This is a genomic window from Agromyces indicus, from assembly GCF_031432295.1.
In the GTDB taxonomy this organism is placed as follows: Bacteria; Actinomycetota; Actinomycetes; order Actinomycetales; family Microbacteriaceae; genus Agromyces; species Agromyces indicus.
This window is the reverse complement of sequence record NZ_JAVKGS010000001.1, coordinates 695,157-717,979: the sequence shown is the minus strand read 5'-3', so window position 1 is coordinate 717,979 and position 22,823 is coordinate 695,157. Positions and strand designations below refer to the sequence as shown.

Annotated in this window: 20 protein-coding genes; 9 read left to right on the top strand and 11 right to left on the bottom strand. The window is 72.7% G+C overall.

Translation table 11 applies throughout. The features are described from left to right. Positions 1–146: 146 nt before the first annotated feature. Positions 147–515 (top strand): ArsR/SmtB family transcription factor, encoded by a 369-nt coding sequence (locus tag RH861_RS03435; protein ID WP_310519756.1) that lies wholly within the window; start codon positions 147–149, stop codon positions 513–515. A gap of 1 nt (position 516) precedes the next feature. Next, on the top strand, positions 517–1,167 hold the full coding sequence (locus RH861_RS03430) for an SRPBCC family protein (RefSeq protein WP_310519755.1): 651 nt from the start codon (positions 517–519) through the stop codon (positions 1,165–1,167). Between the two features lie 228 nt (positions 1,168–1,395). Here the strand turns inward: RH861_RS03430 and RH861_RS03425 are convergent, their stop codons facing one another. The 6 genes from RH861_RS03425 to gabT all read right to left on the bottom strand — a co-directional run bounded on the left by RH861_RS03425 (position 1,396) and on the right by gabT (position 9,581). Further along, complete coding sequence (locus RH861_RS03425) at positions 1,396–2,946, bottom strand: APC family permease (protein ID WP_310519754.1); 1,551 nt, start codon at positions 2,944–2,946, stop codon at positions 1,396–1,398. 11 nt (positions 2,947–2,957) lie between these two features. Next, complete coding sequence (locus tag RH861_RS03420) at positions 2,958–3,836, bottom strand: universal stress protein (RefSeq protein ID WP_310519753.1); 879 nt, start codon at positions 3,834–3,836, stop codon at positions 2,958–2,960. Continuing rightward, the gene (locus RH861_RS03415) at positions 3,833–5,206 is read right to left on the bottom strand and encodes a flavin monoamine oxidase family protein (protein WP_310519752.1); all 1,374 of its coding nucleotides are present in this window, start codon (positions 5,204–5,206) and stop codon (positions 3,833–3,835) included. Before RH861_RS03415 ends, RH861_RS03420 begins: the two co-directional genes overlap by 4 nt. Positions 5,207–5,395: 189 nt before the next feature. After that, complete coding sequence (locus tag RH861_RS03410) at positions 5,396–6,862, bottom strand: NAD-dependent succinate-semialdehyde dehydrogenase (protein ID WP_310519751.1); 1,467 nt, start codon at positions 6,860–6,862, stop codon at positions 5,396–5,398. 41 nt (positions 6,863–6,903) lie between these two features. Continuing rightward, on the bottom strand, positions 6,904–8,202 hold the full coding sequence (locus tag RH861_RS03405; protein WP_374760956.1) for a Glu/Leu/Phe/Val family dehydrogenase: 1,299 nt from the start codon (positions 8,200–8,202) through the stop codon (positions 6,904–6,906). Positions 8,203–8,222: 20 nt separating this feature from the next. After that, entirely contained in the window at positions 8,223–9,581 is a 1,359-nt protein-coding gene (gene gabT / locus RH861_RS03400; protein WP_310519749.1) for a 4-aminobutyrate--2-oxoglutarate transaminase, read from the bottom strand. 129 nt (positions 9,582–9,710) lie between these two features. On the opposite strand from gabT, the gene RH861_RS03395 reads away from it, so the two are divergent. From RH861_RS03395 to RH861_RS03385, 3 genes are all read left to right on the top strand, one after another. Continuing rightward, positions 9,711–11,264, top strand: a complete 1,554-nt coding sequence (locus RH861_RS03395; RefSeq protein WP_310519748.1) for a PucR family transcriptional regulator — start codon at positions 9,711–9,713, stop codon at positions 11,262–11,264. Between the two features lie 71 nt (positions 11,265–11,335). Further along, complete coding sequence (locus RH861_RS03390; protein WP_067950807.1) at positions 11,336–11,524, top strand: DUF1918 domain-containing protein; 189 nt, start codon at positions 11,336–11,338, stop codon at positions 11,522–11,524. An 89-nt stretch (positions 11,525–11,613) separates the two neighbouring features. Further along, positions 11,614–12,387, top strand: a complete 774-nt coding sequence (locus RH861_RS03385) for an SGNH/GDSL hydrolase family protein (protein ID WP_310519747.1) — start codon at positions 11,614–11,616, stop codon at positions 12,385–12,387. Positions 12,388–12,431: 44 nt separating this feature from the next. Here RH861_RS03385 and RH861_RS03380 read toward each other — a convergent pair whose 3' ends face one another. After that, entirely contained in the window at positions 12,432–12,926 is a 495-nt protein-coding gene (locus RH861_RS03380) for an FBP domain-containing protein (protein ID WP_310519746.1), read from the bottom strand. A 78-nt stretch (positions 12,927–13,004) separates the two neighbouring features. Continuing rightward, positions 13,005–14,357 carry an aminotransferase class V-fold PLP-dependent enzyme gene (locus tag RH861_RS03375; protein ID WP_310519745.1) on the bottom strand — a complete coding sequence of 451 codons (1,353 nt, stop codon included), beginning with the start codon at positions 14,355–14,357 and terminating at the stop codon, positions 13,005–13,007. A gap of 260 nt (positions 14,358–14,617) precedes the next feature. Between RH861_RS03375 and RH861_RS03370 the strand changes: the two genes are divergently transcribed. After that, the gene (locus RH861_RS03370; protein WP_310520276.1) at positions 14,618–16,306 is read left to right on the top strand and encodes a stealth family protein; all 1,689 of its coding nucleotides are present in this window, start codon (positions 14,618–14,620) and stop codon (positions 16,304–16,306) included. Positions 16,307–16,342: 36 nt separating this feature from the next. Here the strand turns inward: RH861_RS03370 and RH861_RS03365 are convergent, their stop codons facing one another. The 3 genes from RH861_RS03365 to RH861_RS03355 all read right to left on the bottom strand — a co-directional run bounded on the left by RH861_RS03365 (position 16,343) and on the right by RH861_RS03355 (position 19,006). Then, on the bottom strand, positions 16,343–17,287 hold the full coding sequence (locus tag RH861_RS03365; protein WP_310519744.1) for a phosphodiesterase: 945 nt from the start codon (positions 17,285–17,287) through the stop codon (positions 16,343–16,345). 306 nt (positions 17,288–17,593) lie between these two features. Further along, positions 17,594–18,112, bottom strand: a complete 519-nt coding sequence (locus RH861_RS03360) for a hypothetical protein (protein ID WP_310519743.1) — start codon at positions 18,110–18,112, stop codon at positions 17,594–17,596. Positions 18,113–18,193: 81 nt separating this feature from the next. Further along, positions 18,194–19,006, bottom strand: coding sequence for a universal stress protein (locus RH861_RS03355; protein WP_310519742.1), 813 nt, complete (start codon positions 19,004–19,006; stop codon positions 18,194–18,196). Positions 19,007–19,174: 168 nt separating this feature from the next. Between RH861_RS03355 and RH861_RS03350 the strand changes: the two genes are divergently transcribed. The 3 genes from RH861_RS03350 to RH861_RS03340 all read left to right on the top strand — a co-directional run bounded on the left by RH861_RS03350 (position 19,175) and on the right by RH861_RS03340 (position 22,817). Beyond that, positions 19,175–20,878 carry a sensor histidine kinase gene (locus RH861_RS03350; RefSeq protein ID WP_310519741.1) on the top strand — a complete coding sequence of 568 codons (1,704 nt, stop codon included), beginning with the start codon at positions 19,175–19,177 and terminating at the stop codon, positions 20,876–20,878. Between the two features lie 16 nt (positions 20,879–20,894). Further along, a complete protein-coding gene (locus tag RH861_RS03345) occupies positions 20,895–21,536 on the top strand; it encodes a response regulator (RefSeq protein ID WP_067950822.1) in 642 nt (213 codons plus the stop codon). Positions 21,537–21,668: 132 nt separating this feature from the next. Beyond that, a complete protein-coding gene (locus RH861_RS03340; RefSeq protein ID WP_310519740.1) occupies positions 21,669–22,817 on the top strand; it encodes a zinc-dependent alcohol dehydrogenase in 1,149 nt (382 codons plus the stop codon). Positions 22,818–22,823: the final 6 nt, after the last annotated feature.

Genomic DNA, 22,823 nt, shown 5'->3' with positions numbered 1-22,823 from the left:
GGATCCATCCGGGCCGGTGCGTCGTCGCCGGGAATCCGCCGTGAACGGCCGCCCGCCCTGGGACCCGGGCCGCGCCGGGCCGGAGGTGGGAGGGAGGCCCATAATTGCGCGTTGACTTATATAAGTTGTTGGTGAATTATGGTGGCATGCACGCGCTCGACCTCCTCGGCGATCCGGTCCGACGCCGGATCGTGGAACTGCTCGCCGATGGCGAACTGGCCGCGGGAGAGGTCGGGCGCGTCGTGCAGCGCGAGTTCGGCATCAGCCAACCCGCCGTATCGCAGCACCTCCGGGTGCTGCGCGAAGCCGGCCTCGCCACGGTGCGGGCCGAGGGCACCCGGCGCCTCTACGCGCTCGACCCCGAGCCGATGCGCGAGGCGGCCGAGTGGTTCACGCCGTTCGAGCGCTTCTGGGGCCCGCGCCTGGACGCACTGGGCACCGAACTGGCCCGGTCGGCGCGGGCGCGCCGGCTCGCGGCATCCGCTTCACCGACGACGCAGACGAAGGAGACCTGACATGGACATCAACGCCCAGATCGCCGCGGTCGACCGCGGCCTCACCGACGGCACGCGCGACGGCGCCGTGACGCGCGTGCAGACCCTCGCGCAGACCTACCCGGCTCCGATCGACGACGTGTGGGACGCGCTCACGTCGGTCGAGCGGATCCCCCGCTGGTTCCTCCCGGTCACGGGCGACCTGCGCCTCGGCGGCCACTACCAGGTCGAGGGCAATGCGGGCGGCACCGTCCAGACGTGCGACGCCCCCAACTCGTACGGCGTCACGTGGGAGTTCGGCGGGGGCGTCACCTGGCTCACGGTGCGGCTCAGCGCCGTCGACGAGACGCACACCCGCGTCGAACTCGAGCACGTCGCGCTCGCCGACGACCTCGGCGCCGAGATGTGGGAGCAGTTCGGGCCGTCGGCGACCGGAATCGGATGGGACGGGGCGCTGCTCGGACTCAGCCAGCACCTCACGACCGGCGAGATCCGCCCCGACAACTCCGCCGAGTGGCTGCAGTCCGACGAGGGCCGGCGGTTCCAGCGCCTGAGCGCCGACCGATGGGCCGTGGCCCACGAGGCGAGCGGGGCGGATGCCGCGATCGCCCGCCGGGCGGCCGACACCACATACGCCGCCTACACCGGTACATCCGCGCCCGCCGCGGACTGACGCCCGCCGGCGCCATCAGCCCGCCGCCCCCGGCCCGCCCAGCCCCGCCGAGGGGACGCAACACGCCGTCGGGCCAGCCGCCCGGACGGCGTGTTGCGTCCCCTCGCGCATGAAGGATGCGGCGCCGGCACCGGCGGGAACGCGGAACCGCCCCGCCGGGTGTCGCCGGCGGGGCGGTTCGGTTCGCGCGGGCCCCGCGCGGTGAGGCGACGCGGGACCCGGCGCGGCTCAGTCGGCCGAGGCGCGCGAGAGCACCTCGCCGCGGAAGAACGCGGGACGCTTGATCGCCTGCCAGATCATGATGACCACGCCCGTGAGCAGCACCACCATGCCGAGGATGAACACGAGGCCGACGCCGCCGATCGCCGAGCCCGAGCCGTAGTCGGGGTCCATGCTGTCGATCAGCGTCGTGAAGAACAGCACCGACAGGATCACGCCGCCGACGAGCGGGAACAGGAGCGTGAAGAAGAACTCGCGCACCGACCGGAACCACGTCTTGCGGAAGAACCACACCGCCGCGAACGCCGTGATGCCGTAGTAGAAGCAGATCATCATGCCGAGCGCGGTGATGGTGTCCCACAGCACGTTCTCACTCACGAACCGCATGACCGCGTAGAAGACGGATGCCACGACCGCCGACACGATCGTCGCGTACCCGGGGGTGAAGAACCGGGGGCTCACCTGCGCGAACTTCTTCGGCAGCGCGCCGTAGTGACCCATCGCGAGGAGCGTCCGGGCCGGCGACACGAACGTCGACTGCAGGCTCGACGCGGAGCTCGTGAGCACCGCGAGCGAGACGAGGATCGCGAGCGGGCCGAGCACCGGCCCGGCCAGCGCGAAGAACACGTTGTCCTGGATGTCGGGGTTGCCGAGGCCGTACTCGCCGTCGCCGACGCCGGCGAACGAGATGAGCGAGACGGAGATCAGCAGGTAGAGCGAGACGATGATGAGCACCGACAGCGTCGCCGCACGGCCCGGGGTCCGCTCGGAGCCCTTCGTCTCCTCGTTCATGGTGAGGGTGACGTCCCAGCCCCAGAAGATGAAGATCGACAGGGACAGGCCGGCCGCCAGGGCGCTGAAGTCGCTCACCGCGAAGGGGTTGAACCAGCTGAGCTCGATAGGCGTCGCGTCGAACGCGTTGCCGTTCGCGACCTCGACGAGCGCCGCGCCCGAGAAGATGACGAGGACGAGCACCTGGAACCCGACCAGCCAGTACTGCAGCTTCTGGGTGGTCTGCATATCGCGGTACGAGATCGTCGTCGCGCCGAGCATGAACAGCAGGCACACGACCACGTTCACGAACGGGTTCGCGGCGATGCCGGCGATCTCCGGGTTCCCGACGACCTGCGAGATCGCGAGGAACAGGAAGTCGACCGCGATGCCGGCGAGGTTCGACAGCACGAGGATGGTCGCGGCCACGAGGCCCCAGCCGGCCATCCAGCCGATCCACGGACCGAACGCGCGCGTCGCCCAGGTGAACGACGTGCCCGAGTCGGGCATGCGGCGGTTCAGCTCGCGGTAGCCGAACGCCACGAGCAGCATCGGGATGAACCCGAGCAGGATGATCGCGGGAACCTGCGTGCCCACCTCGGACACCGTCGGGCCGAGCGCCGCAGTCAGCGTGTACGCCGGGGCGATGCACGAGATGCCGATGACGATCGCGCCGATGAGACCGACCGAGCCGGCCGACAGCCCCTTCTTGCTGATGCCGTGATCGGACGAGTCGACCGCACGGGTCGCCTCGGTCAGCGGGGCCTGGGAGGGATTGGTTTGCGTCATTGCACGGTCTTTCAGGAGGAGCGGGTGGTGCGCGGCACCACGATCATGGGCGCCGGAAGCTCGCGCAGCATCTTCGCCGCGGTCGAGCCCAGGAACAGGTGGCGCGGTGCCGCGAGGCGGCTCGAGCCGACGAGCACGAGCTCGCCCGGGTGCCAGTCGAGCGCGCGGACGGCGTCCTCGATGGACGCGCCCGTCGCGGTCTCGACGGTCGCCTCGATGCCGTCGGGCAGTGCCTGGCGGGCCTCGTCGAGGACCTCCTCGGCGTGCACCGTGCTCGTCAGCGCGACGAGCTCCGGGTCGAGGCCGTGGGGCAGGTCGATCGGCACGAGAGAGAGAAGTCGCAACGGCGCCTTCGTCGCCCGGGCCAGCACGATCGCCGACTCGAGCAGCGCGTCGGCGCCGGGGCGGGTGCCGACGCACGCCGTCACGCGCGTCACGCCCTGCGAGGCGGGCACCTCGCGGGACCCGGCGGGCGCGATCACGACCGGCACGTCCGAGGAGTGCAGCAGCTCGTTGGCGACCGAGCCGATGCGCGAGCGGCCGAGCAGTCCGCCGCCGGCGGCGCCGACCACGATGAGCGAGGCGCCGAACTCGTGCGCAGCCGCGACGAGGCCCTCGGCGTACGACTCGGCGTAGCGCAGGTGCAGCTTCGACGCGACATCCGCCCCCAGGTGCTTCGACGCCTCGGCGAGCCACTCTCGCGACTGCTCGCGCAGGTACCGCTCGTAGCCGGCGTCGGCGGGCACCAAGGCATTACGCGCCTCGGACGGGAGGATCATCACGACCTCGAGCAGCGCCTCGGCCGCGGAGGCGACGCGGTTGGCGAGCGCCAGGGCGTCGGCGCCGGCCTCGTTGGCGGTGTACCCGACGACGATGGTCACGTCGGTCATGCGAGCTCCTCCAGGATCTGCGCGGCGACGAGGCGCCCCATGCGGATGGCGCCGTCGACGTGCTGGTAGCCCTTGCCCGCCATGTCCGAGCACGCGAAGCGGATGGGACCGACCGGCGTGCGCAGGTCGGCGCCGTAGCGGGCGAGGCCGCCCATGTCGAAGCTCGCCGCGTACGCACCGCGGGTCCACTCCTCCGAGCCCCAGTCGGACTCGTAGTAGACCACCGGATGCTTCGCCTGCTCGCCGTAGTAGTGCGACATCGACTCGAGGATGCGCGCCTTGCGCTCCTCGGCGCTGAGCTCGAAGACGCCGTCGGCGGCCTCGTCGGCGACGAAGCCGACGAGCGTGCCGCGCGGGTCGTCGTGGTTGGAGTTGTCGTACGCCTCGTGCACGAGCTCCCACGGGCTGAACGCGGTGCCCGACAGGCCCTGCTCGCGCCAGAACGGCGTCTCGTAGACGGCGTGCACCTTGATGACGAAGCCCATCGACAGGTGCTGGTGCAGCTGGTGCTGTCGGCGGGGCAGCGGCGGCTCGTACGAGATGCGGTTCACGAGGATCGGCGGCACGGCGAGCACGACCTCGCGCGCGTGCACCTCGAGGTCGTCGGTCACGGCCACGACCGCGGCCTGGCCGGGTGCGGCATCCGACTGCCAGCGGATGGTGCGCACGGGCTGGTTCAGGCGCACGCGCTCGCCGAGGCGCTCGGCGAGGCCGATCGGCACGAGCTGCAGGCCGCCGACCACGCGGCGGTCGAGGATGAAGTCGGCGTCGACGAGGTTCGAGAACGAGCCCGCGGATGCCGCCATGAGCAGGGCCTGCAGCGCCGAGAACGCGTGCGCGGGCTTGGTGAGCATCGCGCCGGCGATGAACATGCCGATGTTCTCGCGGGCCTCCTCGTCGTCGGTCTGCGTCTCGAGCCACCGGGCGAACGAGATCTCGTCGAGTTCCTTGGCGCGCGGGTGCGCCCACGGCTGCTCGGGGTCGATCTCGGCGACGAGCGCGTCGAGCTGCTCGATGAGGGTGAGGATCTCCTGCTCCGTCGCGGGCGGCACCGGGAAGATGTCGCCCTCGAACTTCTTCACCTCGCCGTCGGGCCCGATGTAGACGTTGACGCCGTGCCGGTAGCGCGGGTAGGTCTCGAGGCCGAGGTCGTCGAGCGTCTCGATGAGCGCGTCCTGGTCGGGCGAGACCCACTGGCCGCCGACCTCGAGCATGGCGCCCTCGATGACGTCGGTGTGCAGGCGGCCGCCGACGCGGTCGCGCGCCTCGAGCACGACGACGTCGCGCCCGGCCCTGACGAGCTCGGTCGCGGCCGTGAGGCCGGCCGCGCCCGCGCCGACGATGACGACGTCGGTGTCGATGCGTTGCATGGTGTTCCTTCGGTGTGCGGGGTCTGATTGCTCTTCTCAGGAGTTATCCGGCGTGTCGCCGCTCGGAGCGGCGTGTCGTCCTGAGAAGCGGCCCGGTTCGGCGAGCGGGTCCTGAGAAAAGCAGCAGCGAGAGAGAGATGGGGGCGGATGCCGCGACGCGGGGGGTCGCGGCATCCGCCCCACCCGGCGCTAGGCCGGGATCAGGGTGTACTTGGTGTCGAGGAACTCGTGGATGCCCTCGAAGCCGCCCTCGCGACCGATGCCCGACTGCTTGACGCCGCCGAAGGGGGCGGCCGCGTTCGAGACGAGGCCCGTGTTGAGGCCCATCATGCCGGTGTCGAGGCGGTCGATCATGCGGTGGCCGCGCGCGAGGTCCTGCGTGAACACGTAGGAGATGAGGCCGTACTCGGTGGCGTTCGCCAGGCGCACCGCCTCGTCCTCGTCGGCGAACGTGGTGATGCCGAGCACCGGTCCGAAGATCTCCTCGCGGAGCAGGCGGGCATCGGCCGAGACGTCGCCGAGCACGGTCGGGGCGTAGAACGAGCCGGTGCCGTCGACGGGGGCGCCGCCGGCGAGCACCTTCGCGCCCTTGGAGACCGCGTCCTGCACGAGCTCATCGGTCGAGGCGACCGCGTTCTCGTCGATGAGCGGACCGATCGCGACGCCGTCCTCGGTGCCGCGGCCGACGCGCATCGCCGAGACGCGCTCGGTGACGCGCTTGGCGAACTCGGCGGCGACCGACTCGTGCACGATGAACCGGTTCGCGGCCGTGCACGCCTGGCCGATGTTGCGGAACTTCGCGACGAGCGCGCCCTCCACGGCCTTGTCGAGGTCGGCGTCCTCGAAGACGACGAACGGCGCGTTGCCGCCGAGCTCCATCGACGTGCGGAGGATGCCCTGCGCGGACTGCTCGATGAGCTTGCGGCCGACCTCGGTCGAGCCCGTGAACGAGAGCTTGCGCAGGCGCGGGTCGGCGATGATCGGACCCGAGACCTTCGACGAGCTCGTCGTGGTGACGACGTTCACGACGCCCTTCGGCAGGCCGACCTCCTCGAGCAGCTGCACGAACGCGATGGTCGTGAGCGGCGTGAGCGCGGCGGGCTTCACGACGACGGTGCAGCCCGCGGCGAGCGCCGGGGCGATCTTGCGGGTGGCCATCGCGAGCGGGAAGTTCCACGGCGTGATGAAGTACGACGGGCCGACGGGGCGCTGCGCGACCACGATCCGGCCGGTGCCCTCCGGGTTCCAGCCGTAGCGGCCGGTGATGCGCACGGCCTCCTCGCTGAACCAGCGGAGGAACTCGCCGCCGTAATTGACCTCGCCACGCGCCTCCGCGAGCGGCTTGCCCATCTCGAGCGTCATGAGCAGCGCGAAGTCCTCGCGGCGCTCGATGAGCCGGTCGAACGCGCGGCGGAGGATCTCGCCGCGCTCGCGCGGGGCCGTCGCGGCCCACGCGTCCTGCGCGGCGACGGCGGCGTCGAGCGCGCGGATGCCGTCGGCGGCCGACGCGTCGGCGATCGACTTGATGACCTCGCCCGTGGACGGGTCGCGGACCTCGAAGGTCTTGCCGCCCTCGGCCTCGACCCACTCGCCGCCGATGAAGAGGCCGTCGGCGACGCGGTCGAGGAGTGCGGATTCCTGCGTTGCAGTGGTCATGCGTTGGTTGTCCGTTCCAGTCGTGCGCGGGTCTCGCGCGATCAGGGGTAGAGGCCGCGGATGCGGTGCGCCTCGGCGACGCGCTCGACGGCGAGCGCCGTGGCGGCGGTGCGGAGCGAGAGGTCGCGGGCCTCGGCGTAGCCGAGGACGTGACGCCAGGCGTTCAGCATCCGCTCCTCAAGTCTGCTCTCGACCTCGTCGGCACGCCACCAGTACGCCTGGTTGGCCTGCACCCACTCGAAGTACGAGACGATGACACCGCCCGCGTTGGCGAGGATGTCGGGCACGACGAGCACGCCGCGCTCGCGGAGGATCGCGTCGGCCGCGGGCGTCGTGGGGCCGTTGGCGCCCTCGACGATGACACGGGCGAGCACCTCGCGGGCGTTGGACTCGTTGAGCACGCCCTCGACCGCGGCGGGCACGAGCAGGTCGACGTGCTGCGTGAGCACGGCGTCGCGGTCGAGCTCATCGGCGCCGGCGAACCCGACGACCGAGCCGGTGGCGCGCACGTGGTCTGCGAGCGCCTCGATGTCGAGCCCGCCGTCGTTGCGCACCGCGCCGTACTGGTCGCTCACCGCGGTGACGCGCACGCCGGCCTCGGCGAGGAACCGCGCGGCATCCGCACCCACCTTGCCGAAGCCCTGCACGGCGGCGGTCGACCGCGACGGCTCGAACCCGGCGTGCCGGAGCGCGGCGAGCGCGATGTGCGTGACGCCGCGCGAGGTGGCGGAGGCGCGGCCGAGCGACCCGCCGAGCGAGATCGGCTTGCCGGTGACGATGCCGGGCACGGTGTAGCCGGAGTTCACCGAGTAGGTGTCCATGATCCAGGCCATGGTCTGCTCGTCGGTGCCGATGTCGGGTGCGGGGATGTCGCGCTCCGGGCCGATGATCGGGAGGATCTCGCTCGTGTAGCGGCGCGTGACGCGCTCGAGCTCGGCCTGCGAGTGCTCGCGCGGGTCGATCGCGAGCCCGCCCTTGGCGCCGCCGTACGGCACGTCGAGGAGGGCGCACTTCCAGGTCATCCACATGGCGAGCGCGCGCACCTCGTCGAGGTTCACGTTCGGCGCGTAGCGCAGGCCGCCCTTGGCGGGGCCGCGCGAGAAGTTGTGCTGCACGCGGTAGCCGAGGTACAGGCGGCTCTCGCCCGAGTCCATGCGCAGCGGCACGGCCACGCTGAGCTCGCGGCGCGGGGTCGCGAGCATCTGGTGGAGTCCGTCGCCGTAGCCGAGCAGGGCGACGGCCTCGGCGAGCTGGGCGCGCGCGTCGGCGAGCGGGGTCGCCTCGGCGTCGACCGAGGGGGCGGGGCGGGTGACGGATGCCGCGGCATCCGTCGGCGACATCGTCGGCGCCGTCACGGGGTTCATGCCTGCTTCAGCCCCTCGGCGATGACGTCGAGGCCCTCGATGAGCAGCTCGTCGCCGATGGTGAGCGGCGGGAGGAAGCGGATGACGTTGCCGTAGGTGCCGCACGTGAGCACGAGCACGCCGTTGGCGTGGGCGTACGCGGCGAGCTTGCCGGTGAGCGCCGCGTCGGGCGCGCCGGTCGCGGGATCGACGAGCTCGATGGCGACCATGGCGCCGCGGCCGCGGACGTCGCCGATGCGGGCGTCGGCGGTGCGGAGCGCGTTGAGGCGGCCGATGAGCACGGCGCCGATCTGCTGGGCGCGCTCGATGAGGCCGTCCTGGTCGTACGAGTCGATCGCGGCGAGCGCGGCGGCGCACGCGAGCGGGTTGCCGCCGTAGGTGCCGCCGAGGCCGCCGGCGTGGGCGGAGTCCATGATGTCGGCGCGGCCGGTGACGGCCGAGAGCGGCAGGCCGCCGGCGATGCCCTTCGCGGTGACGATCAGGTCGGGCACGATGCCCTCGTGCTCGCTCGCGAACCAGGCGCCCGTGCGGGCGAAGCCGGTCTGCACCTCGTCGGCGATGAAGACGACGTCGTTCTCGTTCGCCCACTTCACGAGCGCCGGCAGGAAGCCGGGGGCGGGCACGATGAAGCCGCCCTCGCCCTGGATGGGCTCGATGATGATCGCGGCGAGGTTGTTCGCGCCGATCTGCTTCTCGATCTGCGTGATGGCGCGGGCGGCGGCCTCGGCGCCCGAGAGGCCGTTGTCGCGGTGCGGGTAGCTGAGGGGTGCGCGGTACACCTCGGGCGCGAACGGGCCGAAGCCGTCCTTGTACGGGATGTTCTTCGCGGTGAGGCCCATGGTGAGGTTGGTGCGGCCGTGGTAGGCGTGGTCGAACGCGACGACGGCCATCTTCTTGGTGAAGTGGCGGGCGATCTTCACGGCGTTCTCGACGGCCTCGGCGCCGGAGTTGAACAGGGCCGACCGCTTCTCGTGGTCGCCGGGGGTGAGCTCGTTGAGCTTCTCGGCCACGGCGACGTAGCTGTCGTAGGGCGCGACGGTGAAGCAGGTGTGGGTGAAGGCGTTGAGCTGCGCGGTGACGGCCTCGACGACGCGCGGGTTCGAGTTGCCGACGCCGGTGACGGCGATGCCCGAGCCGAGGTCGATGATCGAGTTGCCGTCGGCGTCGACGATGACGCCGCCGCCGGCCGCGACGACCGAGACGGGGATGGTGGTGCCCACGCCCTTGGCGACGGCGCCGGCCTTGCGGGTCATGAGCTCCTGCGAGCGGGGGCCGGGGATGCTGGTGACGAGGCGGCGCTCCTGGGCGAGCGAGGGGCCGCCGACGGCGGTGGCCGTGGGTTCGACGAGGGTCATGGGTGCTCCGATGCGGTGACGACGGTGGCGGTGTCGGGCCATGGTAGGCAGCGGCGAACGGATGCCACCCCCTCCCCGATGTACACTCGACCCCAGTGTTCTCGACGCGGCGTACACCGAGGAGGTCCCGTGAAGCCCACCGTGCGCACCCTGCTCGAGCGCGGCGACCTCGCGCTCACTCCACTGGTCGACGAGTCGCACCTGCCCGACGGCGTCCTCGACGCGCCCGTGCCCTGGGTGCACAGCTCCGATCTCGACGACCCCGCGCCGTTCCTCGAGCCCGGCCAGGTGCTGCTCACCACCGGCACCCAGTTCGGCGCCGACCCGTCCCGCGACGACCCGGATGTCTTCGACGCGTACGTGGCGCGGCTCGAGGGCGCGGGCCTCGCCGCGCTCGGCTTCGGCGCCGAGGTGGTGCGGCCCGCCACGCCCGCACCGCTCGTCGAGGCGTGCGAACGCCACGGACTTCCGCTGTTCGAGGTGCCGTACCGCGTGCCGTTCATCCGCATCGCGCGCACCATCGCCGACCTCAACGCCGCCGACGCGAACGCCCGGCAGGCGTGGGCGCTGCAGGCGCAGCGGGCCATCTCGCTCGCGGCGCTCCGACCGGACGGGCTCGGTGCGACGCTCACCGAGCTCAGCCAGCGCCTCGGCACGTGGGTCGGGCTCGTGGACGCCGCGGGCGCGCTCGACCGCGAGGCGCCCGAGGGCGGACTCGGCCAGCCGGCGCTCGGCGAGGTCGTCGGCGAGGCCCGGTCGATGCTGCGACGAGGGCAGCGCGCGAGCCGCACCCTCGAGGCGGGCGCGTCGGTGGGCCGGCCGCAGCGGATGACGCTGCAGACGCTCGGCGCCGGCGGCGCACTCCGCGGCGTGCTGGCGATCGGCGAGTCGCCCGAGCTCGACCAGGCCGGCCGCGAGGTCGTGACGTCGGTGATCGCGCTCGCCGGACTCGCGCTCGAGCAGAACCGCGACCTCGACCGCGCGCGCGGGCACCTCCGCTCCGGGCTGCTGCGCTCGATGCTCGCGGGCGACGTGCACCTCGCGAGCGAGGTGTCGGCCGAGATGTGGGGGCCGCTCCCCGCCGACCCCGTCCGCGTCGCCGTGTGCGACCTGCCCACCGAGCACATCGACCGGGTGGCCGAGTTCCTCGAGCTCCGCGTCGACGAACGGGACGGACGGCTGTTCTTCGGCCGCGACGGCGAGTCCGTCACGATCGTGATGGAGGACGCCGACAGCGGGATCGCCGACGAGCTCGCCACCGAGTTCGACGTGCCCGTCGGCGTCTCCGACGCGGCATCCGTCACCCGCCTCGCCGAGCTGCACGAGCAGGCGCTGCGCGCCCTCGACCGCGCCCGCGAGACCGGGCCGGGCGTGACCGTGTTCGACGACATCAGCCGCCAGGGCGTGCTCGCGTTCCTCGCCCGCACCGACGCCCGCGCCGTGGCCCGTGCCACGCTCGAGCCGCTCATCCGGCACGACGAGCAGAACGGCACCGCCCTCCTCGAGACGACCCGCGCCTGGCTCGCGCACGGCGGCCAGTTCGACGCGACCGCGCAGGAACTCGGCGTGCACCGCCACACCGTCCGCAGCCGAATCGCGCTCGCCGAGAGGCTCCTCGGCCGCGACCTGTCGGGGTTCCACGCGCGTGCCGACCTCTGGGCGGCGCTCCTCGCGACCGACTGACCTCCCTTCCCGCGGCGGACGCCGGGGCGTACCGTGGAAGGGGACGGTTCTCGCGACGGAGGGGGTTCCCGATGCAGGCGACGGTCGGCGATCGGCTGGTCATCCACGGCAAGCAGGTGGGCAGCGCCGAACGGCACGGCGAGGTGCTCGAGGTCCGCGGTGCCGACGGCGCACCCCCGTACGTCGTCCGCTTCGACGACGGGCACGAGGCCCTGCTCTACCCGGGCAGCGACTGCGAGCTCGAGCACGCGACCGGCTGAGGCGCGCACGGGGCGGCGTCGTGGCCTCCGTCGACGCCCGAAAGGCAACCCCCGAGAGATGACGGATGCCGCACGCTAGCGTGGAACGCATGCTCTTCCACTCGTACGCGGCGATCGGCGACAGCTTCACCGAGGGCGTCGGCGACGAGTTGCCCGACGGCAGCGTGCGCGGATGGGCGGACTTCGTCGCCCTCGGGCTGGCCAAGGACGCCTCCCCCGAGGCGGTGCGGTACGCGAACCTCGCGATCCGGGGCCGCAAGCTCGGGCCCATCGTCGACGAGCAGCTCGAGGCGGCCATCGCGCTGAAGCCCGAGGTGATCAGCTTCAACGGCGGCGGCAACGACATGCTGCGACCCCGCATGCCCGAGGAGCTCGTCGCGCAGCGGTTCCGCCAGGCGGTGCACCGCATCCGCGACGAGGGCATCCACGTGCTCATGCTGAGCGGCGCCAACCCCACCGAGCACCTGCCGCTCGGGCGCGTGTTCGACGCGCGCGGGGTGCGGCTCACCCAGGCGCTGTACGACCTCGCGTCGCTCGACGGCGTGACGTTCGTCGACAACTTCGCCGACCGCGGCCTGCGCGACATCCGCTACTGGTCGGCCGACAAGCTGCACCTCAACTCGCTGGGCCACGCGCGCGTCGCGTCGAACGTGCTCACCGCGCTCGGGGTGCCCGTGCCCGAGGAGTGGGGTGTCGCCGAGGTGGCGGCTGCGCCGCCCGGTCCGAAGAGCCGGAACACGGCCGTGTACTACCGCGAGTACGTCCTGCCCTGGATCGGGCGACGACTCACGGGGCGGTCGTCGGGCGACGGTCGTGCGGCCAAGCGGCCGACGCTCGAGCCCGTCGCGCTCGACGCGGAGTAGGTCTCGGTACGGGCGCTTCGCGTCCGACTCGACCACCGAGCGCGTCAGCCCGCCCGGACGCCCTCGACGAAGGCGCGCGTGCGTCGGGCGAGACCGTCGATGCGCGCCCACGCGTGCGAGCCGGTGCGCACCTCGGCGGGGGCGAGCGGGGCGTGCAGTCGCACGTTCTCCTGGCACGACAGGTCGCTGCACAGGTAGGTGCCGACCGTGCTGCCGTTCCGTCCGGCCTCGCCCGCGCGCCGCGCGGAGAACATGGTCACCTGGTTCGCCGGCTGCTGCGTGTGGCAGAAGTTGCACATGCCGGCCCGGAACCGCGAGGACGGCGGGTCGGCGGCGCGCAGCACGATGCCGACGGGCTCGTCGTCGATGATCGTCACGAGGTACCCGCGGCGGCTCGCCCGACGGTCGCGCCAGGCCAGCGCGTCGACGTGCTCCCAGTCGACGAGCAGGTACTCGAGCGGCAGTTCGAACTCGTCGAGCTCCCGATCGGTCGCGTTCACGAACGACGACCGGAGCTCGTCCTCGCTGAGCGGACGCATTCCGACCCCCTTCGACCCGAACCAGTGTAGGCGCGACCTCGGCTGCCGCCACCGGGTGGACGCCGCGTCGACGGTCGGTCATGCGACGGCGGGACGCGGCCGGTCGTCGTGTCGGGGGCACCAGCCCGCGGGCGTGCGGTCGTAGACGTGCGCGGGGCCGGAGGCGACGAGCCGGCGGAGTGCGTCGAGGAACCGGTCGACGTCGTCGGCCGACGTACCCGCACCGACGCTCGCCCGCAGGCCGTTGGCGCGCGTGGCGATGCGGTCGAAGAACGGGTGCGCGCAGAACCGCCCGGCTCGCACCGAGATGCCGTGCTCGGCGGCGAGCGCCGCGGCGACGAGCCCGACCGACCCGCGTTCGAGCTCGACGGTGGCGATCCCGAGCCGGTCGTCGACGTCGGCGAAGCCGCGCAGCACGCGCACCCCCGGGATCGCGGCGAGCCCCTCGTGGAGACGGCCGGTGAGCGCCGCCTCGTGGGCGCGCAGCGCCGGTTCGCCGAGCCGCTCGAGTTCCGCGAGTGCCGCGGCGATCGCGGCCACGCCGATGACGTTGGGGGTGCCCGCCTCGTGCCGCTCCGGTCCGCGCTTCCACTCGGCGCCGTCGACGGCCACCGCCTCGACGGCGCCGCCGCCCGCGAGGTGCGGGGGCGCGACGTCCAGCCAGTCGCCCCGGCCGACGAGCGCGCCCGCCCCGAACGGCGCGTACGCCTTGTGTCCCGAGAAGGCGACGTAGTCGATGCCGGATGCCGCGAGGTCGATGCGCCGGTGCGGCAGGAGCTGCGCGGCATCCACCGCGAACCGCGCGCCGTGGTCGTGGGCGAGCCGGGCGAGCACCTCGAGCGGCAGCACCTCGCCGGTGAGGTTGGAGGCGCCCGTGACCGACAGCAGTGCCGCAGGCGTGCGGCGGAGCTCGGCGGCGAGCGCGTCGAGCGTGGCGGCGAGGGTGCCGCGCGCGACGACCACGCGACGACCGCGACGCGTCCAGGGCAGCAGGTTCGCGTGGTGCTCGAGGTCGAGCACCACGGTGTCGCCGGGCACGGCCGCGGCGAGGAGGTTGAGCGCGTCGGTGGTGTTGCGGGTGACGACCACGTGGTCGTCGATCCGGGCGCCCACGTGGCGGGCGATGACGACGCGGGCGTCGTCGACGACGGCGGTCGACGCCTGCGAGAGGTAGCCGGTGCCTCGGTGCACGCTCGCGTAGTACGGCAGCGCGCGGGCGACCCGCTCGGCGACGGCCGTGAACGCGGGGGCGGACGCCGCGACGTCGAGGTTCACGTGGCGCACGCGCCCGCCGCCGAGGACGGGGATGTCGAGGTCGGCGCCGACGAGCGCGGCGAGCGGTCCGGGCCCGGCTCCGGGCACCCGCGCCGGGGCGCCCGCGAGCGCCGTCGCGCCGCCGCGCGGGGTCGTGCTCGCGCTCGTCTCCGGCATGCCGCCTCCCTCCCGTCGCGTGCGGTGCGCCCGACGCTACGGATGCCGCGAGGACCCGCTCAAGGGGCGCCCGTCACGGCACGACACGGTGCGACACGGGGCGAAACACGCGGGCGGTCCTCCGCCCGGACGCAACCCCGCATCCGGGCGCCCGCGTGGACGTACCATGAGAGCACCGCGCCGATCGGCGCAGCACCCCCGACCGAGGAGCACCTCACGACGTGACGACGACCGAGCCCGCCGAGCCCCGCCGCGACCGCATGCCCCAGACCGGCGACGCGTTCCGTCGCCGTCCCGTCCCGGATCCCGGCCTGCGCCTCAGCGACGTGCCCGAGCTCGTCCTCGTCTCCCCGGATGCCACGCACTCGCGCTTCGACCGCGACGACATCGTGGTGCGCAAGGGCCAGTACGCCCTGCGCAACGGCCACATCACGCCGCACGAGTCGATGGTCGAGGACCTCTGCGCCGTGGCATCCGCTCTCGACGACGCGGGCATCGACTACCTGCTGGTGCGCCGCGACGGCGGTCGCCCCGTCATCGCGGTCGACCGGGCCGAGCGCAAGCGGGTCGCGCGCGCCCTCGCCGAGGCGTTCGCCGACGAGCCGTTCTACTCGGCGACGCTCGTGCCCGACAAGGCCGCGGGCGACCGGCACGTGCTCGTGGCCGACGGCAGCCTGTCGTCGCACCGCAAGCCCAAGGCGGTGCGCCTGTACCGCCCCCGGGTCGAGCCCGTGGGCCGGCTGCGGTACGGCGCGGAGACCGCCGTGCAGCTCGAGTTCTGGCGCTTCGGCGAGGACGTCATCGAGGCGCCCGTCGAGAACGCCCTCATGCGTCGCACCCTGCCGCGCGGCGAAGCGGTCGAGGAGACCGTGCACCTGCACGGGCGCGAGTGGCGCACGCTCGAGCACATGTGGTCGCCGCTCGCGAGCGACGTCGACTTCGAGATCGACATGGTGTTCTCGTGGGTCGACGGGTCCGACGTCGAGTTCCTCCGCGAGCGCGCACGTCGCATGCAGACCTACGTCGTCGGCGAGGGCGACGACTCCGAGGCGCGCTACCGGCAGATCGACGAGCTGAAGTACGCGCTGCGCTCGGTGCACCTGTTCGCGCCGTGGGTGCGCCGCATCTTCATCTGCACCGACTCGCGGCCGCCGGCGTGGCTCGCGAAGCACCCGAAGGTCACGATCGTGCGGGCCGAGGAGATGTTCGCCGACACGTCGGTGCTGCCCACGTACAACTCGCACGCCGTCGAGAGCCAGCTGCACCGCATCCCGGGCATCGCCGAGCACATCCTGTACTCCAACGACGACATGTTCTTCGGTCGCCCGCTCTCGCCCGACCTGTTCTTCTCGCCGGGCGGCATCACCAAGTTCGTCGAGGCCGGCACGCGCATCGGGCTCGGCGACTCCGACCCGAGCCGGTCGGGCTTCGAGAACGCCGCTCGCGTGAACCGCCGGCTGCTGCGCGAGCGGTTCGGCAAGGTCACCACCCGGCACCTCGAGCACTGCGCGGCGCCGCTCCGCAAGTCGGTCATGGCCGAACTGGAGCGCGAGTTCCCCGACGAGTTCCGCCGCACGGCCGCGAGCCGGTTCCGCTCGGCGACCGACATCTCGGTGACGAACTCGCTGTACCACTACTACGCGCTGCTCACCGGCCGTGCCGTGGTGCAGACCGATGCGAAGGTCAAGTACATCGAGACGACCCTGAAGCGCGCGCTCCCGGCGATGAAGCGCCTGCTGAAGCGCCGCGACATGGACATGTTCTGCCTCAACGACGGCAGCTTCCCCGAGATCTCGGTCGAGGAGCGCACCGAGGCGGTCATCGACTTCCTCGAGCGCTACTTCCCCTTCCCGGCACCGTGGGAGAAGGGCGCGACGGATGCCGCGGAGCCGGCGTTCGACGCCGCGGGCGCGCCGATCGCGAGTGACGCCGACCACTCGGCGGCCTGACGCGCGGCGCTCGCCGCGAGCGGGGGGCGGGGCCGGCTACGCCAGGACGGGGATCGGCCGCGTGAAGGGCGGCTCCTCCTCGCGCGGGGCGGGCACCGCGGCATCCGTGATCTCGACCCCGGCCGCGTCGAGCCGGCGCCGGGTTTCGGCGGCGTCGACCCAGTCGAGCGCAGGCGTCTCGCCGAGCGGGACCACCGAGTGCAGCACCGTGCCGGGGTACACGTGCACGAGGTTGAAGGCGCGGGCGCCGTCGCGTCCGCGCGTGCCGCCGACCGGCACCGTGAGGTCCTGGGTGTAGCAGCTGGCCGAGGCGACCGAGACCGGCACGCCCGCGAACATCGCCGTCGACGAGTAGTGCAGGTGCCCGGCGATGATCGATCGGATGTCGCTGCCCGCGACGACCTCGGCGAGCGGTCCCTGGTCGCGCAGCTCGACCGACACGGCCAGGTCGAGCACGCTCGGGATCGGCGGGTGGTGCATCGCGAGGATCGTGCCGTCCGGCGCGGGGATCGACAGTTCCTCGGCGAGCCAGTCGAGCTGCTCGTCGGCGACCTCGCCGTGGTGCCGGCCGGGGACGGTCGTGTCGAGCGTGATGACGCGGAGGCCGTTCACGTCGTCGACGCGGTCGACCGGCCGCTGCCCGCCGGCGACGTCGCGGAGGAGACCACGACGGAAGGCGTCGCGGTCGTCGTGGTTGCCCATGACCCAGATGACCCGCGACCCGAGGCGCGCGGCGGCCGGTTCGACGATGCGACGGATCAGGTCGTACGCCTCGGGTTCGCCGCGGTCGGCGAGGTCGCCCGTGAAGACGATCGCGTCGGGCCGTCCGCCCGACGCCTCGAACTGCTCGAAGAGCTCGCGCAGGTGCCGGTCGGCGTCGATCCGGTCGTAGAGCCGTCGTCCGGCTCCGAGCAGGTGGGTGTCGCTGATGTGCAGGAGGAAGTGCGACGGGCGGGGGTACTCGGCCCTGCGGGGGTTCACGCTGACTCCGTCTCGTTGCCGATGGTCCGGGTCGATCCGAAGCTAGCGCAGCATGCCCACCCGAACGATCAGTGAATGCGGAGTGTGACGAACCTGAACGCTTCGCCGACCACGGTCGATTCCGGATGTCAAGGCCCTCCCCCGAATCGTCGCGCCGTCGCAGACTCGGTGCCGAGGTGGTCGTCACCTCTGGCAGGCCGGTCGGCGTGCTGAAGACCGTTCCCGTCCCCCGGGAGCCTCGCCGCCGGCCTGCCGTCCACCCGATGCGCTCGGGAGGCGACGCTCGCGGTCGCGCGAGCCGAGCGCTCAGTCCTTCTTCTTGTCGGGCCGGTTCGCGGCCCCGGGCGAATCCGCGGACTTGCCGGGCGCCTCCGGCTCGGGCTCGTCGGCGGGCTCCGGATCGGCGACCGAGGGAACGTCGGACGCGGGCGGTGCGGCATCCGTTTCTGTGGGCGCCGACGTCGGACTCGGAGCCGGCACGACCGTGGGCGGCGACGACGCCCCGCTCGGGATCGGCGATGGCGTCGCCGGGTCGCGGTCGGGTCGCGGACGGTCGTCGGGCTCGGCCCGTTCGGAGCCGCCGGCGACCGGCGCCGACGCCGAGATCACGGCCGTGGCGCCGCCCAGCGCCAGGGCGGCGACGATCGACGCCGCGCCGAGGAGCACCGCGGGTCGATGAGCGGAGACCCACGGCAGCGCCGGGCTGCGACGGACGTGGGCGAGCGCGGCGGCGATGACTCGGCCGAGGCCCTCGCGGAGTCCGGGCCGATGAGCGGCGTGACGGCCGCGCCGCCCGTCCGACGATGCCGACCTGGGGTCTGCCATTGCCTCGTCCACCACGTCCCTCAGTGCGATTGCCGGATGCAGCCTACCTGCCGGAACGCGACGGCGCCTCCCGAACGGGGGTCAGGCGGCGGACGAGGCGGCCGTGGCGGCCGCGGCGGGCACGACCACGACGGGGCCGGCGAGGTTCATGAGGAGGTCGGAGTTGGTGCGGCCGAGGGGCAGGAAGCCACGCCCGTCCGCTCCGCGTCGCCCCGTCACCGTCAGGACCGCGCGGCGGGAGACGCCGATGAGCGTGCCCGAGGCCGGGTCGGCGGTGCTGCGCTGCTCGATGGAGACGTCCGGGTGCACCGCCGCGGCGAGGGAGGCCGCGCGCTCGGCGGGCGCCGGTCGGTCCTCGTCGCCGTCGGAGTGCACGATGACGAGGGGCTCGCCGAGCCGCTTCGCCTCCCGCGCGGCGAACCGCACGGCCTCGTCGCTGTCGGTCCCCTCCGAGACGCCGACGGCCACACCCGACCGACCGCGCCACGAGGTCACGGGCACGACGACGGTCGGGGTGGTCGAGACGGCGGCGAGCTGCAGGCTCCGCGAGCCGAGGGCGTGGCCGTGGAAGTAGCCGACCTTGTGGGTGCCGACCGCGACGAGGGCGGCGTCCCGCGCGGCCTCGGCGAGTGCCAGCATCGGGCTGCCCACGGCGAGGTGCGTCGACACCTCGAGGTCCGGTGCCAGGCCCCGCACGAACTCGACCTCGCGCTGGGAGCCGCGCTCCGCCGCGCCCTTCAGTTCCGCCAGCGCGGACCCGCCCACCGTGCCCCAGCCGTCGTCGACCACGGTCGCGAGCAGGAGGTCGTCGCCGGTGCGGCGCGCACGATCGATCGCCCAGGTGAGAGCCGCCCGACTCGCCACGCTTCCATCCGCACCGACCACGATCGTCATGCGATCCAGCATCCGCTCCCGGGGGCTGCGGGAGCGGGGCCTTTGGTCCCCCAGCGCGTCGGGTCGCCGCGGCAGACCCCCGCAGCGGATCCCGGGGGCCGGAAAGCGGGTGCTACAGTGGCGGCAAATACGGTGGGGGATATGGGGATGGGTGCGATGGATTCGCCCTTGTCGTTTCCCGAGGGTCCGCGATCGGAGCTCGACCGGACGCTCAGGGAGCTCGTCGACCGTGCGGACGAGGTCATGCGCACGCAGGGACGTCTCCGCGCCCTCCTCTCGGCGACCCAGGCCGTGGTCGAGCCGATCGAGCTCGCCGAGGTGCTGCGACGCATCGTCGAAACCGCGGTGAAGCTCGTCGACGCCGAGTACGGCGCGCTCGGCGTCCTGGCCCCGCAGGGCGGACTCGAGGAGTTCATCCACGTGGGCATGCCCGACGACATGGTGCACCGCATCGGCCACCTGCCGGACGGGCGCGGCCTGCTCGGCGCGTTGATCGACCACCCCGACCCGATCCGCCTGCACGAGATCGGCGAGGACCCGCGCTCGGTCGGGTTCCCTGCCGGGCACCCGCCCATGCACAGCTTCCTCGGCGTCCCCGTCCGGGTGCGCGACGAGGTCTTCGGCAACCTCTACCTCACCAACCGCGCCGACGGCGACTTCTCCGAGGAGGACGTCGAGCTCATCTCGGCGCTCGCCGCCGCGGCGGGGGTCGCGATCGACAACGCGCGCCGGTTCGCCGAGTCGCAGATGCGGGAAGCCTGGGCCGCGGCATCCGCCCAGGTCGCCGCCGCCCTGCTGACCTCGTCGAGCGACGATGCCGCCGCGTTGATCGCCGACGAGCTCGCCTCGCGCGGGGCCGCCGACCGCGTGTCGGTCGTGGTGCGCGGCGAGGAACCGGGATCGGTGCGCGTGCTCGAGTCACGCGGGGTCGACTGCGACGACGTCGCCGGCGACGAGGTGCCGCCCGGCCGGACGCTCGCGGCGGTCACCCTCGAGGGCGGCGCGACGCGGACCACCCCCGGCGGGCGGACCGAAGCGCCTCGAGACGCCCTCGCCCTCCACGCGGACGGACACGACGGACCCGTGCTGTTCGTCGCGCTGCGGAAGTCGGGTCTGCCCACGGCCGTGATCGCCGCGGGACGGCGCCCGGGCGCCCCGCACTTCACCCCCGCCGAGATGCGCATCGCGGAGGACCTCGCGGAACGCGTCTCGCTCGCGCACGAGCTCGCCGAAGCCCGGGAGGCCCAGCAGCGTTCCCTGCTGCTCGAGGACCGCGCCCGCATCGCCCGCGACCTGCACGACCACGTCGTGCAGCAGCTCTACGGCGCGGGGCTCGACCTCCAGGCGGTCGCCTCGCTGAGCACGGGCGCGGCGGCCGAACGCATCGAGTCGGCCGTCGAGACCCTCGACGAGACCATCGCGCAGATCCGCACGATCGTGTTCGCGCTCACGCCGCGTGCGGGCGGCGCGCCGACGCTGCGGCACCGCGTGCTCGACCTCGCCGGAGCGGCGTCGCGGCACCTGCGGCAGCCGGTCTCGGTGTCGTTCAGCGGTCCGGTCGACCTGATCTCGCAGGGCCGCCTCTCCGACGAACTCACGGCATCGGTCCGCGAACTGCTCTCCAACGCGGTCAAGCACGCCGAAGCGCACACCGTCGGGCTGACGGTCGCGGCATACGACGGCGTCGTGGCGGCCGAGGTCGTCGACGACGGGCGCGGCATCGGCGCTCCCGTCCGGCGCAGCGGCCTCGACAACCTGCGGACGCGCGCCGAGCAGCTCGGCGGCTCCTTCGAGGTCGACAGCGGCCCGCACGGCACCCGCGCGCGGTGGACCGTTCCCGTCGAGGCCGAGCCCGTGTCGACGAACCCCTGAGCGAATTGGAGCCCCAGTGACCCGAGTCTTCCTCGTCGACGACCACGAGATCGTGCGGCGCGGCGTCGCCGAGCTGCTCGAGCGCGAACCCGACCTCGTCGTCGTGGGCGAGGCCGACAGCGTGGCGCACGCGCTCCCCCGCATCCAGGCCACGGCGCCGGATGTCGCGGTGCTCGACATGCGCCTCCCCGACGGCGACGGCATCGACCTGTGCCGGGAGATCCGTTCGCGCAATCCCGAGATCGCCTGCCTGATCCTCACCGCGTACGACGACGACCAGGCGGCCATGTCGGCCGTGCTCGCGGGGGCATCGGGGTACGTGCTGAAGAACGTCCGCGGCTCGACCATCGTCGAGGACGTCCGCGCAGTGGCGGCCGGCAAGTCGCTCATCGATGCGAAGGTCACCGCGCGCGTCACGCAGCAGGCCGCGCGCGACGACCACGACGATCCCCGCTTCGCGGCCCTCAACCTCCGGGAACGACAGGTGCTCGCGCTCATCGCCGACGGGCTCACGAACCGGCAGATCGGCGAACAGCTCGGACTGGCGGAGAAGACCGTGAAGAACTACGTCTCCGGCCTGCTGTCGAAGCTCGGGTTCGAGCGTCGCACCCAGGCTGCCGTGTACCAGATGGAGCGGCGCGCGCACGAGCAGGGCTGACCCCCGCGACGCACCGCATCCGTCGCGTTCGGCTGCTCCGGCCGATCTGCAACCCCCTGACGGCGTCGATCCCGACGTGTTCGGCTGTGCGCTCGAGCACGACACGGCACGAACGACGATGAGGAGCGACACATGCGCGCGATGGTGTACCGAGGGCCCTACAAGGTCCGAGTCGAAGAGAAGGACCGGCCGCGGATCGAGCATCCGAACGACGCGATCGTGCGCGTCACGGCCGCCGCGATCTGCGGTTCCGACCTCCACCTGTACCACGGCATGATCCCCGACACGCGAGTCGGCATGACCTTCGGCCACGAGTTCGTCGGCGAGGTCGTCGAGGTCGGACCGTCGGTGGAACGCCTGAAGGTCGGCGACCGGGTGATGGTGCCGTTCAACATCTACTGCGGGTCGTGCTACTTCTGCGTGCGCGGCCTGTACTCCAACTGCCACAACGTGAACCCGAACGCCACCGCGGTCGGCGGGATCTACGGGTACTCGCACACGAGCGGCGGCTACGACGGCGGCCAGGCCGAGTACGTCCGCGTGCCGCTCGCCGACGTGGGTCCGTCGGTGATCCCCGACTGGCTCGACGAACGCGACGCCGTGCTGCTGACCGACGCGCTGCCGACGGGCTACTTCGGCGCCCAGCTCGGCGACATCGCCGAGGGCGACACGGTCGTGGTCTTCGGGGCCGGGCCGGTCGGGCTGTTCGCGGCGCGGTCGGCGTGGCTCATGGGTGCCGGCCGCGTGATCGTCGTCGACCACCTGGAGTACCGGCTGGAGAAGGCCCGGGACTTCGCCCACGCCGAGACCGTCAACTTCACCGAGCTCGACGACGTGGTCGTCGAGGTGAAGCGCACGACCGATTGGCTCGGGGCGGATGTCGTCATCGACGCGGTGGGCGCGGAGGCCGACGGGAACTTCCTGCAGCACGTGACCAGCGCGAAGTTCAAGCTGCAGGGCGGCTCGCCCGTCGCGCTGAACTGGGCGATCGATTCCGTCCGGAAGGGCGGCACGGTGTCGGTGGTGGGTGCGTACGGGCCGATCTTCAGTGCGGTCAAGTTCGGGGACGCCATGAACAAGGGCCTCACCATCCGCACCAACCAGTGCCCGGTCAAGCGGCAGTGGCCGCGACTGCTCGAGCACATCCGCGCCGGCTACTTCAAGCCGAGCGACATCATCACCCACGAGATCCCGCTCGAGCACATCACCGAGGGCTACCACATGTTCTCGGCGAAGCTCGACAACTGCATCAAGCCCATCGTCGTGCCGAGCGCGGCCTGAACGGAG

What these genes read in the sequence shown, in the direction of transcription:
- RH861_RS03375 (WP_310519745.1), bottom strand. Translation starts at nt 14,357, where the DNA reads ATGCCGGAGACGAGCGCGAGCACGACCCCGCGCGGCGGCGCGACGGCG.
- RH861_RS03405 (WP_374760956.1), bottom strand. Translation starts at nt 8,202, where the DNA reads ATGTCGCCGACGGATGCCGCGGCATCCGTCACCCGCCCCGCCCCCTCG.
- RH861_RS03410 (WP_310519751.1), bottom strand. Translation starts at nt 6,862, where the DNA reads ATGACCACTGCAACGCAGGAATCCGCACTCCTCGACCGCGTCGCCGAC.
- RH861_RS03430 (WP_310519755.1), top strand. Translation starts at nt 517, where the DNA reads ATGGACATCAACGCCCAGATCGCCGCGGTCGACCGCGGCCTCACCGAC.
- RH861_RS03385 (WP_310519747.1), top strand. Translation starts at nt 11,614, where the DNA reads ATGCTCTTCCACTCGTACGCGGCGATCGGCGACAGCTTCACCGAGGGC.
- gabT (WP_310519749.1), bottom strand. Translation starts at nt 9,581, where the DNA reads ATGACCCTCGTCGAACCCACGGCCACCGCCGTCGGCGGCCCCTCGCTC.
- RH861_RS03390 (WP_067950807.1), top strand. Translation starts at nt 11,336, where the DNA reads ATGCAGGCGACGGTCGGCGATCGGCTGGTCATCCACGGCAAGCAGGTG.
- RH861_RS03415 (WP_310519752.1), bottom strand. Translation starts at nt 5,206, where the DNA reads ATGCAACGCATCGACACCGACGTCGTCATCGTCGGCGCGGGCGCGGCC.
- RH861_RS03355 (WP_310519742.1), bottom strand. Translation starts at nt 19,006, where the DNA reads ATGACGATCGTGGTCGGTGCGGATGGAAGCGTGGCGAGTCGGGCGGCT.
- RH861_RS03420 (WP_310519753.1), bottom strand. Translation starts at nt 3,836, where the DNA reads ATGACCGACGTGACCATCGTCGTCGGGTACACCGCCAACGAGGCCGGC.
- RH861_RS03435 (WP_310519756.1), top strand. Translation starts at nt 147, where the DNA reads ATGCACGCGCTCGACCTCCTCGGCGATCCGGTCCGACGCCGGATCGTG.
- RH861_RS03425 (WP_310519754.1), bottom strand. Translation starts at nt 2,946, where the DNA reads ATGACGCAAACCAATCCCTCCCAGGCCCCGCTGACCGAGGCGACCCGT.
- RH861_RS03370 (WP_310520276.1), top strand. Translation starts at nt 14,618, where the DNA reads ATGCCCCAGACCGGCGACGCGTTCCGTCGCCGTCCCGTCCCGGATCCC.
- RH861_RS03360 (WP_310519743.1), bottom strand. Translation starts at nt 18,112, where the DNA reads ATGGCAGACCCCAGGTCGGCATCGTCGGACGGGCGGCGCGGCCGTCAC.
- RH861_RS03340 (WP_310519740.1), top strand. Translation starts at nt 21,669, where the DNA reads ATGCGCGCGATGGTGTACCGAGGGCCCTACAAGGTCCGAGTCGAAGAG.
- RH861_RS03380 (WP_310519746.1), bottom strand. Translation starts at nt 12,926, where the DNA reads ATGCGTCCGCTCAGCGAGGACGAGCTCCGGTCGTCGTTCGTGAACGCG.